This window comes from Halobacillus halophilus DSM 2266 (assembly GCF_000284515.1).
In the GTDB taxonomy this organism is placed as follows: domain Bacteria; phylum Bacillota; class Bacilli; order Bacillales; family Halobacillaceae; genus Halobacillus; species Halobacillus halophilus.
This window is the reverse complement of the sequence record NC_017668.1, coordinates 1,868,158-1,881,254: the sequence shown is the minus strand read 5'-3', so window position 1 is coordinate 1,881,254 and position 13,097 is coordinate 1,868,158. Positions and strand designations below refer to the sequence as shown.

Here is a 13,097-nt window from a genome sequence, read left to right as displayed (position 1 = left end):
ATTAGACCATTTTATCGAATTCACGCTGTAAGCGGCGAATAATCTTTTTCTCAAGCCTTGATATATAGGATTGGGAGATCCCCATCATATCCGCTACATCTTTTTGGGTTTTTTCTTTTTTTCCGATTAAACCAAACCTTAGTTCCATAATCTGCTTTTCACGATCATTTAATTGATCCAATGCCGACATTAGTAATTTCTTGTCTATTTTCTTCTCAATACCTTTGGTCGTCAAATCTTCTTCCGTGCCTAAAATATCCGATAATAATAGCTCGTTTCCATCCCAGTCAACGTTTAGCGGTTCATCAAATGAAACCTCTGTTTTCAATTTATTACTCTTTCTCAGGTGCATAAGAATCTCATTTTCGATACAGCGGGAAGCATAAGTGGCGAGTTTTATTTTTTTCTCAGGATCGAATGTATTGACGGCTTTAATTAAGCCAATGGTACCAATACTGATTAGATCCTCTATATTTAACCCCGTGTTTTCAAATTTTCGAGCTATATAGACTACAAGCCGCAAATTCCGTTCAATCAACATAGCCCGTGCTGCTTTATCTCCTTTAGGCAGAAGTTCAAGCAGTTCTTTTTCTTCTTCTCTTGAAAGTGGAGGCGGTAAAGCTTCACTACCTCCAATATAATAAATTTCGTCTTGCTTAATCCCAAGCTTAATTAAAATACGATAAAACCACAGCCTTAATTTAAAAAACCATTTGACCATGTCATTCCCCTTCCCTTAGGCAGTTTTTCCTTTAACCATTATGTGGGGATGTATCAGCATTTGATAAAGACGATCATGTGTGAGGTCATGATGCTGCACACCGACCAATGGCTGCTTCATTTCTAAATTTCCTTGTGGAGTTACAATTGATATTTGATCCACTAACACCGTAACAAGCAGTTGACCTTTAGAACCTGCGGCTTGAAAAGGTACTAAGCGAACAGACGATTGAATGTCTGAGGGCAATTCTTCCATTGAAGTCAGGATTTGATCTACTTGAAGTTTTTCCAGTACTTCCGGTTCAAGAAACTGGCCCATCACCGTATGGTCAGCCAGGAAAACCATTTTTCTGCTGATTGGATCAATTAATTGATTACCACTGTCGACCATTCCACGGCAAAGGACTTCTTTCCCATTCCAAGTGATTTTTACATCATAAATGTTCTCAAGCTTCATTTGGTGGACGCTTACTTGCTCCATCCGCCACTTTGTGAAGAAAAATGAACAAGGAAACCCAATACATACAAACATCCAGCTGACAGGATCACCATATCCCCCTGAAAATGTTACAATCGATCCTCCTTGAATACTTATTTCCGTGGCTAGGAAAAAATGGACGCCAAGCATACTCCCCCCGATGGAAAATGTAATAAAATAAAAGCTGACCAACTGTAGAATAAAAGCACGAAGTGAGGTAAAAGAAAAGGCAATTCCGATGATAAGTAATGAAAAGACCAGCTTCCCAAGGGTGCTCGTCAACCAGAGATCCGGCATAAAGATAGATATAGGCACAATGCTGGAGGCTGCAAAAGCGGCGCAAAACATACGGATTTTAGAAGATCTTGCCCTTACCACACCCTGAGTAAGATAGAGGATCATGGCATCCATTAAAAGATTGAGCAACCAGACAGCATCAAGATAGATGACCCCCGCTCCCTTCATCTATTGTTATAAGAAATTATAAGCCTGTCCGCCTAAAAAGTCTGTCACAATATGAATAGCAAGCTAGCAAGTTTTGTAACATCATGTAACGGCCTATAATCTCAGCATATTTTAGTTAACCTTCGTTACTCTTATCATATCTTACCCACCAATCCTTCTCTTCTGCATGATCAAATATCGTTTTTCAGGAGTCTTGTCAAAAGTATCAATAATTGATCAATCAGAATGAAATCAAATAGTTATCGCGAAGGGTTATTTTTTGATTGATTAAACCTTGAATTGATTTTACAGATAAGCTCCCTTTTCTGGAAGACTTGATTTCGAGATATATGTTGAGCGGAAGGTACTTCGGGGGACGATTTCGCTTTCCGGCCCTGCACGACGCAGGGTCGCGGTAAGCGAGCCGTTCCCTGGAGCCCCTTTCTCCAGACAATATCTCGAAACTGAGTCTTCAACAATCCGGCCCTTTAATTGAATAACAAGCATATAAAATCAGCAATAAAGTTATACATATCCCACGAAAAAAGCCCGCTGCACCTTGTGAGGTGCAGCGGGCTTTAGGTTCATTTTAACGGCGACGATTCCGGTTTCTTAGGAATGTCGGGATATCCAGGGTGTCTTCTTCCTGGTTTGGCTTTTGATTTTGCGGCTGAGGGCTTTCACGACGAGGCTGTTCCTCACGTACGCTGCGCTCAGGCTGACTAGGTTTTTGCTGGCTCGGACTTGGCTGGCTTGTAGATGGACGTTTCTTTTGCCCTTGAGCAATTTGTGTCTCATCAAAACCAGTGGCAATAACCGTAACTACAATTTCATCTTTGAGGTTTTCATTGATAACTGAACCAAAGATAACATTAACTTCCTGATCCGCTGCTGATGTAACGATATCAGCTGCTTCCTGAACTTCATACAGGCTCAAGTTGGTTCCGCCACTAATATTCATTAGTACGCCATGTGCCCCATCAATGGATGTTTCAAGCAATGGTGAAGATATGGCTTTCTTAGCAGCTTCTGCGGCTCTGCTTTCACCCGTAGCTATTCCAATGCCCATCAAGGCTGATCCTTTGTCTACCATGATGGTCTTAACGTCTGCGAAGTCAACGTTGATCAGTCCTGGAACAGCAATTAAGTCTGATATACCTTGTACACCTTGACGAAGAACATTGTCTGCTTCGCGGAATGCTTCGAGCATCGGTGTATTTTTATCAACAATTTCAAGAAGACGGTCATTTGGAATGACGATCAGCGTATCTACGCTTCCTTTCAACCCTTCGATTCCGCCTGCAGCTTGTGTAGAGCGTTTACGTCCTTCAAATGTAAACGGACGTGTTACAACACCTACGGTAAGCGCACCAAGTTCTTTAGCAACTTGTGCAATGACCGGTGCAGCACCTGTTCCTGTTCCGCCGCCCATTCCGGCTGTAACGAAAACCATATCTGCTCCTTGAAGAGCTTCTTCTAACTGTTCCTTACTTTCTTCAGCAGCTTTGCGGCCTACTTCCGGGTTTGCACCCGCACCAAGACCTCGAGTCAGTTTACCGCCAATTTGCATTTTAACTTCTGCTTTAGATAAATTCAGTGCCTGAGCATCTGTGTTTACGGCGATGAATTCTACGCCTTGCACTCCATGCTCAATCATACGGTTGACGGCATTACTGCCACCGCCGCCTACTCCGATAACTTTAATGGTTGCCAGTTGGTCCATGCTTGTATCAAAATCTAACATCTTCCGTTCCTCCTAATACACGAGATTACAAGATTTATTGTTTGTGTCCGTCCGCTGACCGACCTTGACCTGTCATTAATCAAAGAAATACTTTAATAAGTTGGACAAGCCTGATTCTTTCTTCTTCTCGGGCTTTTCATTTTCTTCGTTTTGCTGTTTCGCAGCACGTTTCTGTTTTTTAGGCGCTGGTTGTGCAAATTCTTCAGTTACAGATGGGAAAATCTCTTTTCCTTGTATTTTCGCATTACGATAGGCGAATTGCAAGATACCCACTCCACTTGTGAACTGTGGTTCTCTTACACCGATATAATCCGGGATGGCCAATCGAACATTCGAATGGAATACGTCCTGGGCAAGTTCCAGTATGCCAGGCATGTTCATCGTTCCGCCAGTCAGTACAAAACCTCCCGGCAATTCTCTTACTCCCATTCGCTGTAGCTCTTCAGCTGCTAAGACAAATATTTCTTCTAGTCTAGCTTCAATCATATCAGATAATTGCAATTGATTGAATGCCTGTTCGCGATTACTTCCAATGATTGTGACAGAAAATGTTTCCTGTTCATTGGCATCATCAAAAAATGCATGCCCATGCTCGACTTTCACTTTCTCTGCTTCTTCTGTCGATGTTCTTAATCCGATCGACAAGTCTTTTGTAATGTTATCTCCACCGAATGGAATTAAGCTGGTTCCTTTAAGGTGACCATCTTCAAAAACAGAAATTGTGGTAGATCCACCGCCCACATCCAGTAGCGCAACACCAAGATTGGTTTCGTCGCTGGACAAGGATACTGTCCCTGAAGCAAGAGGCTGAAGACAAACATCCAGTACCTCAAGCCCCGCACGCTCAACACACTTCAAAGTGTTATGTAAAACGGTTTTAGCACACGTAATAATCGTACCTTCCATTTCCAATCGAACGCCAATCATTCCGCGAGGATCCGTGATTTCATCCTGTCCATCCACGATAAACTGGCGGGGTATGACATCAATAATTTCTCTTTCTGGAGGTATAGATAGCACCTGGGCTGCGTCAATCACCCTTGTAATGTCTTCATTACCAATCTCTCTGCTTTCACTTGAGACAGCAACCACTCCATGGCAGGACTGCAGCTGAATATGATTACCGTTAATACCTACCACTACACGGTCAATTTTCATATCTACCATACGTTCTGCCTGTTCTACTGCTGAACGTATAGAATGGACCGTCTGATCTATATCAACAATTGCCCCTTTTTTCATACCGTTTGATTTCGCTGAGCCTACGCCAATAATATTGAGGGTATCATTTGAGATCTCTCCAATAATTACCTTTATACGACTCGTTCCTATATCTAAGCTAACTAATATTTCTTCTTGTTTCACCAGTGGCGCACCTCCTATTACAAGCCATTTGAGTAGTTCAAAGCATATCGAATTTACGATAAAAAAACAATCTTTGCAACCATTTCGTAAATCAAATGATACATTTTGAGTCTCCGGCTTTTCTTTAGATCATTTTTAAAGCTATTCTTTTAGTTGATTTCCACAAAGTCTAAAGAATATCCTTTTCATTCATCGCATTTTTTCAAATTTAAGTCAAGGAACATTCGCTGAATTTACATGAATTGACTCTGCTGCCGTCGAAACGTTTTTAACTTTTCCAATATCCTTATCAATTGTCTAAGGTTACTGTCCGGATTCTTCCGAGCTGGAATCGTCTGTAGAATCAGATCCATCACTATCTTCTACACTTCCGCTTTGCTCAGTGCCCTCCTGTTCAGAGGCTGGAGTGTGTTCCCTATCAGGCTCGGAATCCTCATTTGTTTCAGGTTGAGGGGTTAACTCCGAATTTGCCTGAGGAATGATATTTGTTTCAGATTCTGGTGCTGCTTCCGGATTACCTTCCGGGTCATTATTTGCGTCAAATTCAGAGATTGGTTCATCGACCTGATCCGGGCTCTCGGCTTGGACTTCACCTTCCGTATTTCCTTCTTCCCCCGCGCCGGCATATTCTTCAAAATAAGCACCTACATCGATATGAATAATCCCTTCAGCGCCTTCTTCCAATTGAGCCACAATGGATGGATAGATGGTCATTTTATTAGAGAAATTACGGATAGAAGCAAGTACCTGAAAACCATCGTTCATATACAGCCTAATTTGATAAGGGTTGTCTTCTTTAGGCTCCCAATGAATTTCGGAAATTAAATTTGTTACACTCTGAGGTAATTCCTTTAACTCTTTGGACATTTCTTCAAGATAAGTCTGTTTTGAAAAGCCGGCCAGAATCGGCGCATCTCCTCCAGGAAGTGAAGAAGCGGCTTCTAGTTTAGTTCCATTTTCAAGAATGGCAGAGAATTCACCGTTCGTTTGCACGTATCCGATCCGTTCTGCTTCTTCTACTTGAATCTGAACAGTATTCGGAAAATCTCGATTCACATTCACACTCTTAATTTCTTTATGAGATTCAACATTATTTGTTATAGAATCAGTATCTACTTTCCAATAATTAGTCTCTGTGGTTATATTAGCCAGTTCTTTTATTTCATCAGCAGTTACATGCCTTTCCCCCTGGACTTCTATATTACCTACATTACTCAGCGGTGACTGTAAATAAATCACAACCGCAATAAGTATAAAGAGAATCATCAAATAAAGAATCAGTCTTCTGTTTGCTTTTTTCCTTCTTGTCTGCTTCAACTTAGGTATGCGATCTTCTATGGAAACGACTTTTCTCTCTTCCATAACGGGCATTTCTCCTTACTGCTAGACACCCTTTCGATGCTGCATTAAGCTGTATGAAAGAATGATTTACCATTACTTAATTCAATGAAGGGGTTTCTTCATCTAATGACTCCCATTATATCACAAATTTTCGCTAACGGATTACGTGAGTTAAACTAGTTTAATAATATTTTCTCCTATTTTCTCATTTATCCGCTTTCATTGACTAGTATGTCAGAATTACAGCTTCTCGTCATCCGTTTTCCACGAGTTTCACAATAAAATTATAGAAATAGACCTGTTAGATTTGAGTGTAGATTTTACAGATAAGCTCCCGATACTATATAGACTCAGTTTCGAGATAAATAGGTCCATAAAAGCATGTTCGACTAAAACCGCCACGTCCTGTGGGAACGTCGAACGACCCTGCGTCGTGCAGGGCCTAATCGTTCAATAAACCTCTCAAATAATCTATAACTACGTTTAATAAAGTCAGGGAAATAACAAAAAGACGATGCAGATAAATCTGTATCGTCTTTTAATGACTTGAAAATCTGCTGACGCTAAGCAATAATCCTAGCGAGGCAAGAGTAAGAGTGAGAGATGATCCGCCATAACTCACTAAAGGAAGCGTAATCCCGGTTACGGGAATCAGCCCCGTTACTACACTAACATTAATCATCACCTGAATGGACACCATGCCCACAATACCCAGAGCAAGAAGTGAACCAAAAAGGTCAGGAGCATAGAGACTGGTCCTGATTCCTCTCCATAGGAGAATGAAAAATAAAATCAGGATAAAAGCTCCCCCCAGGAACCCGAGTTCTTCTGCAAGTACCGCAAAAATAAAGTCTGTCTGAGGCTCAGGTAAGTAGAAGAATTTCTGCATGCTGTTTCCTAACCCAAGACCAAGCAATCCTCCTGGACCAATGGCATAGAGAGACTGGATGATTTGAAAGCCGCTTCCAAGAGGGTCTTCCCATGGATGAAGAAAAGCAGTAATACGTTTAATCCGGTAGGGAGCTGAAGCAATTAAAGCGATCATTCCAGCCATACCCGCCCCTGCCATCCACATAAAATGGCTGATTCTGGCTCCAGCAGTAAACATCATCACCATACATGTCCCAACCATAACCACGCCTGTCCCTAAATCAGGCTGAAGCATAATTAAAGCAAATGGAACAAGGATTAAAGCTAGTCCAGGAAGAAATCCCTGCTGAAATGAGTTCATTTTCTTTTGACGCTCAGACAAGAAACGTGCCAGAAATAAAATCAAACCAAGCTTCATAAACTCGGAAGGCTGAATACTGAACATCCCTACGCCAATCCAGCTCCTAGCTCCCCCACGTACCATACCCACACCTGGAATTAACACAGCAATTAGAAATACAAGACACATGATCAAAATCCACTTAGAGTGCCCGTGCCATACGTAGTAGGGAATTCTTGATAACGTCACCATGGCAACCAGTCCTACTGTGGCAAAAAGTATTTGACGCTTCGCAAAGAACCAGGGGTCATCAAACTTATACTCGGACCAGATGCTTGATGAACTGTAAACCATGATAATCCCCATGATCAATATCCCTAGTATAGCGGCAACTAACCATAAATCCGGCTTTCTTCGTTTTTCCTCCATAAAAAAAGCCCTACCTCCCATCTGAATGGAAAACAGGGCTCAAGCTTGTCGCATAAAGCCCTTACTTCAGCTTATGCACAGCTTCTGTAAACATGTTGCCTCTTTCTTCGAATGTACGATATTGATCCCAGCTCGCACAGGCCGGAGATAATAATACGACGTCATTTTGATTGGATAGACGATAAGCTTCTGTTACAGCCTTATCCATAGTTTCTACGTTAATGATATCTTTGATACCGACAGACGTACCGGTCTCTTTTAGAAGATCAGCCGTTTCACCAAATACGATCATTGCTTTGACGTTTGAGAGATACGGGGCAAGCCCTTCAAAGCTGTTACCCCGGTCCAGCCCCCCTGCGAGCAGAATAATCGGCTGCTGGAACGATCGCAATGCATAGGAAGTGGCTAATATATTGGTCGCTTTGGAGTCATTGTAAAAGAACCTGCCGTTTTTCTCCTGCACGTATTCCAATCGGTGCTTCACGCCGGCAAAGGTCGTCAGCACCTGGTGAATGGCTTCATTGGAAATCCCGATTGTTTTCACCACAGCTAGAGCGGCCAGGATATTTTGCAGATTCTGCTCCCCTACCAGTACGATTTCCGATTTCTTCATAATAGCTTCCTCATTAAAATAGATCCATTCTTTATCTGTCCATGCCCCACTACCCTGCTGATTAAGAGTAAAAGGGACCTGTTTCGACTTGGTACCCGGAAGGTAGCTCATGATCTTCTCATCATCGGCATTGTAGACAAAAGTATCTTCTGAGGTCTGGTTTTCTATAATTTTTGCTTTTGCATTATGATAAGCCTCAAGCGTGCCATGATAATCTAAATGAGCTTCGTAGAGGTTTAATAACACCGCAACGTCCGGTTTGAACGTTTCTGTACCCAACAACTGAAAGGAGGACATTTCAACAACCATGGCCTCTTCATCGCTGGTCGAACGAGCTACTTCACAAGCGACTTTTCCAATGTTCCCTGCTACGGAAACAGGCTGATCATCAGCCTTAATGATCTCGTGGATTAATGTTGTGGTCGTGGTTTTTCCATTGGAACCCGTAATCGCAATCAGCGGACCGTCATGAAGTCTTCCCGCAAGCTCTACCTCCGTAACGACTGGGACTTCCCGTTTTACAGCTTCAGCAATTAAGGGGTTCTCATATGGGATGCCTGGGTTTTTAACGATCAGTTCTATTCCTTCAAGCGCTTCAAGCGGATGGCCCCCTGTAATGACTTCTGCCCCTTTTTCGATTAACTTCTGAACTTCTTCACTCTCTTTATCAGCCTTCAGGTCGTTGATTCTAACGTTGATCTCTGAATCAAGCAGAAGATGGGCGGCCGCCGTGCCGCTTTTAGCTAAACCTACGACTAACACATGTTTATAAGGAAAATTCTTTAACGTCTTCATCCAAACATCACCTCAATATAAATCCCAAGCACGGCGAACACAAGACCTACTGTCCAAAACGTTGTGACGACGCGCCACTCGGACCAGCCTTTCAGTTCATAATGGTGGTGCAGCGGGCTCATCTTAAAGACTCTCTTGCCTGTTGTTTTAAATGAAATAACCTGGATAATAACGGAGAGTGTTTCGAGTACGAACACCCCGCCAATAATTACAAGGATAAGTTCCAGTTTTGTTAAAATAGCTGCGATTGCAATTGCTCCACCAAGAGCGAGCGATCCGGTGTCCCCCATAAACACCTTGGCGGGGTGGGCATTAAATACAAGAAAACCTAGTAATGCTCCTACAACAGCAAGTGTAAAAATAGTTACTTCCACATTAGACTGATCCGTCCACGCGAGGATAGCAAAGGCTCCGAAAGCAATAGCTGCTGTTCCAGCAAGCAGTCCATCCAAACCGTCTGTTAAGTTAACCGCGTTGGATCCCCCTACAAGCATGAATAATATGAGCAGGCCATATCCCCAGCCCAGTTCCAATTCAAAAGACGTGCCAGGTACCGTAATAAAAGTAGGAAAACCTGTTCGTTCTAAAATAATGTAAACAACAAGTGCGATAATAATTTGGCCAGCCATTTTCTGTTTTGAAGTTAAACCGAGATTTCGCTTTAAGGCTACTTTTATATAATCATCTAAAAACCCGAGCAGCCCATACCCGAGCAGTACGAATAAAACGAGAAATAGGTGTACATTGGAAGAACCCGGTGTAAACCAGTATGATGCACAGAGCGTAGTGACAAGTACCGCAATGATAATCATTACCCCGCCCATCGTAGGGGTTCCTGATTTTTTCTGGTGAGATTCGGGCCCTTCTTCTCTAATAGCCTGACCGAACTTCAAACGTCTCAAATAAGGAATGATGATCGGTGATATCACAACTGTAAGAGCGAATGATAATGCCATAGTGATTAGTAATATGTAGTCGTTCATTTTCTAGTACCTCCTGTTACTTCGTTGTCCATCATCTCCTATGAATCATTTTACGAGATCGTTCAGTAATTCCTCCAGCTTCATTCCTCTCGAAGCTTTAATAAGAACTACGGTATCGGCCGTTAATGCTGCACGTACATGATGACTTAAAGTTTCTTTATCTGTAAAATGCTTTGTTGCTATTTGTGGCTGCCGTTCAGCGACCGCCCTGGATATTTCTTCGGAATGCTCGCCAATGGTATAAACGGCATGAATTTTATCGGTAACGGCTTCAGCTACACTGCGGTGTAAAACGCGGGACTGTGACCCAAGTTCAAACATATCCCCGAGAATCAGAACCTTGCGAGACTTCGTAGTTAGTTGAGCCATCACTTCTATCAGAGCCTTCATTGAGGTCGGCGAGGCATTGTAGGCGTCATTTATAATTAAAGATTCATTTATTCCGATATGTTTTTCATAACGCATGCTCGACATCTGAAGATGGTCAAAGCCTTCTTGAATTTGATCATTGGACAGTCCTGCTTTTTTTGCAAGAGTAATGACGTAAGACGCATTTTTCACATTATGCTTTCCAGCGAGAGGAAGATTATAAGTTTCTTTTTCATTAACCTTGAATTCACTGGCATCGTCTGAAGTGCTGATTATCTTCACTTGGGTATCGCTGGTGCTATCGAACCCGCATGATAGTGATCTTTCATCCAGTTTGACGGCATGTAACAGCGGTTCATCCCCATCAATGATTAACGCACCATCCTCTGACATCCCATCCTTGATTTCCAGCTTAGCAGAAGCGATGCCCTCACGGGAGCCAAGGTTTTCAATATGAGATTCACCAATATTTGTTATGATGGCATATTTAGGATGAGCAAGTTTTGATAAGACGGAGATCTCACCCGCCCGGTCCATCCCCATTTCCAGGACGAGAACTTCTGTATCCTCCTTCATGGCAAGGATCGTTAAGGGAAGTCCGATATGATTATTATAGTTTCCAGCTGTTTTATGCGTCTTATACTTCCGGCTTAACACGGAAGCCGTCATATCCTTTGTCGTTGTCTTTCCATTGGAGCCGGTTATTCCAATGACTAAAGGACGAACCTTCTGCAAATAATACTCCGCCACTTCCTGAAGTCCTTTCGTTGTATCCTCAACAAAAAAGACAGGGAAATCGGTCGGTACGGCGTAAGGAAGATCTTTATCCTTCTGCCAGAGTGCTGCGACCGCCCCTTGTTTAATCGCGTCCTTTATAAAATCATGGGCATCAAAATTCTCACCCACTATAGGTATAAACAAACTCTGCTTAGCTTCCACTCTTGTGTCGGTTAGAACTTCTCTTAATGTAATTCTGTCTTGTGCCGCTCCTTTAAATTCAGGGAAGAGGGTAGTCAGTTCTTGCACTTCTAAAATCATGATGGACGCTCCTTCATTCTCTTTAATATCATTTTTGCTACTTCACTATCATCGAAATGGTGTCTCACACCATTCACTTCCTGATAGGTTTCGTGTCCTTTTCCGGCAATAAGTACCATATCCCCTGACTTTGCGCGCTTAAGAGCATGTTCAATCGCTTGCTCCCGGTCTTCAATTAATTCAAATGGATCGCTCAAGTGACTGGTCATATCTTGAAAAATCTGCTTAGGATCCTCCGAGCGTGGGTTATCTGTAGTAAAAATCACATAGTCGGCCCTGTTCATCGCGGCATCTGCCATATACGGGCGCTTACTCCGGTCTCTATCTCCCCCGCACCCCACCACTACGTAGATGGAACCTTTACAGAATTCTGAGAGGGTATTTAAAGCATTTTCCAAGGAATCCGGTGTATGGGCATAATCAATCACTACTCCATACTCTTGCCCTTCCCGAACCGGCTCAAAACGTCCCCTCACTCCGCGGGTCATTTCGAAAGCATGTTTGATGACGGTAAGAGGAATACCCGACAAAATGGCTGCTCCAGCTGCGGCAAGCATGTTATAAATACTGAAAAGCCCCATTAGAGGGCTGTTAATGGCAATTTCCCCTTTAGGTGTTTTCAGAATATAAGCAGCGCCTGTCTCTCCTAGTGTGATGTTCTTTGCCATTATATCTGCATTGCTGTGAATCCCATACGTAAGCAGGGATTGTGAAGTCGAGCGGATAAAACGCTTCGCCTGCTCAGAATCTTTATTTATGATAGCAAACTTGCGCCGCCCTTTATTATACCCGTTACCTAATTGAGCAAACAATAGGGACTTAGCCCGAAGATAATCATCAAAGTTATCGTGGTAATCTAAATGATCGCGGGTGAGATTGGTGAAGATGGCAATGTCAAAATCACAGCCATAGACCCGGCCTTGATCAAGCGCATGCGAGGAGACCTCCATTATTGCCGTCGTTACCTTCGCCTTGCGCATTTCCGCAAAATAACGCTGAAGTGAGAGACTGTCCGGAGTGGTATTCTTAACAGGATAGGTTTTTCCTGCGATCGACACTTGAATCGTGCCGATCATCCCTGTCCGTTGATTATTGTTCCGAAAAATTTCGTCCAATAAATACGTAATGGTGGTTTTCCCATTCGTTCCGGTAACTCCGATCACCCTCAAGTGCTCAGATGGAAATCCATAAAAAATAGAAGCCGCCATTGCAAGTGCCCTCACCGTATCATTGACGATCACAACAGGCAGGCTGGTTGTGACTTCTCTTTCCGCCATGACGACAGCTGCCCCTTTAGCTTCTGCTTCTTGCACATATTCGTGTCCATCCGCTTCTACACCGTGAATGCAAATAAAAAGGTCGCCGGGACCCGTGGATCGTGAATCCATCGAAATCCCTTGAACCGTAATGTCTGACAGGGGTTGAGTTACTTTATAAAAAGGCATAAGCTTCAGTAACTTTTTCATTTTCATAACTGTCACCCTTACCCACATACAAGATTCATTATAGCAAATTGACGAACCTTCTGTATGCCCATTATTGTTTTTTTGAACGGTTTATCGTTACGG

General features: G+C 42.8%; 10 protein-coding genes. All 10 read right to left on the bottom strand.

From position 1 onward, the window contains the following. Position 1: 1 nt before the first annotated feature. Positions 2-721: an RNA polymerase sporulation sigma factor SigE gene (sigE, locus tag HBHAL_RS09235; protein WP_014643122.1), complete on the bottom strand. Its 720-nt coding sequence runs from the start codon at positions 719-721 to the stop codon at positions 2-4. A gap of 15 nt (positions 722-736) precedes the next feature. Further along, the gene (gene spoIIGA / locus HBHAL_RS09230; protein ID WP_014643121.1) at positions 737-1,663 is read right to left on the bottom strand and encodes a sigma-E processing peptidase SpoIIGA; all 927 of its coding nucleotides are present in this window, start codon (positions 1,661-1,663) and stop codon (positions 737-739) included. 568 nt (positions 1,664-2,231) lie between these two features. Then, complete coding sequence (gene ftsZ / locus HBHAL_RS09225) at positions 2,232-3,386, bottom strand: cell division protein FtsZ (RefSeq protein WP_014643120.1); 1,155 nt, start codon at positions 3,384-3,386, stop codon at positions 2,232-2,234. Positions 3,387-3,461: 75 nt separating this feature from the next. Then, entirely contained in the window at positions 3,462-4,751 is a 1,290-nt protein-coding gene (gene ftsA / locus HBHAL_RS09220; protein ID WP_014643119.1) for a cell division protein FtsA, read from the bottom strand. A gap of 303 nt (positions 4,752-5,054) precedes the next feature. Beyond that, positions 5,055-6,113 (bottom strand): FtsQ-type POTRA domain-containing protein, encoded by a 1,059-nt coding sequence (locus HBHAL_RS09215; RefSeq protein ID WP_014643118.1) that lies wholly within the window; start codon positions 6,111-6,113, stop codon positions 5,055-5,057. Between the two features lie 517 nt (positions 6,114-6,630). Then, positions 6,631-7,731 carry a stage V sporulation protein E gene (gene spoVE, locus HBHAL_RS09210; RefSeq protein WP_014643117.1) on the bottom strand — a complete coding sequence of 367 codons (1,101 nt, stop codon included), beginning with the start codon at positions 7,729-7,731 and terminating at the stop codon, positions 6,631-6,633. A 61-nt stretch (positions 7,732-7,792) separates the two neighbouring features. Continuing rightward, positions 7,793-9,139: a UDP-N-acetylmuramoyl-L-alanine--D-glutamate ligase gene (gene murD / locus HBHAL_RS09205; RefSeq protein WP_014643116.1), complete on the bottom strand. Its 1,347-nt coding sequence runs from the start codon at positions 9,137-9,139 to the stop codon at positions 7,793-7,795. Further along, positions 9,136-10,122, bottom strand: coding sequence for a phospho-N-acetylmuramoyl-pentapeptide-transferase (mraY, locus tag HBHAL_RS09200; protein WP_014643115.1), 987 nt, complete (start codon positions 10,120-10,122; stop codon positions 9,136-9,138). Before mraY ends, murD begins: the two co-directional genes overlap by 4 nt. A 45-nt stretch (positions 10,123-10,167) precedes the next feature. After that, positions 10,168-11,529, bottom strand: a complete 1,362-nt coding sequence (locus HBHAL_RS09195) for a UDP-N-acetylmuramoyl-tripeptide--D-alanyl-D-alanine ligase (RefSeq protein ID WP_014643114.1) — start codon at positions 11,527-11,529, stop codon at positions 10,168-10,170. Next, positions 11,526-13,001, bottom strand: coding sequence for a UDP-N-acetylmuramoyl-L-alanyl-D-glutamate--2,6-diaminopimelate ligase (locus tag HBHAL_RS09190; protein WP_014643113.1), 1,476 nt, complete (start codon positions 12,999-13,001; stop codon positions 11,526-11,528). Before HBHAL_RS09190 ends, HBHAL_RS09195 begins: the two co-directional genes overlap by 4 nt. Positions 13,002-13,097 lie beyond the last annotated feature (96 nt).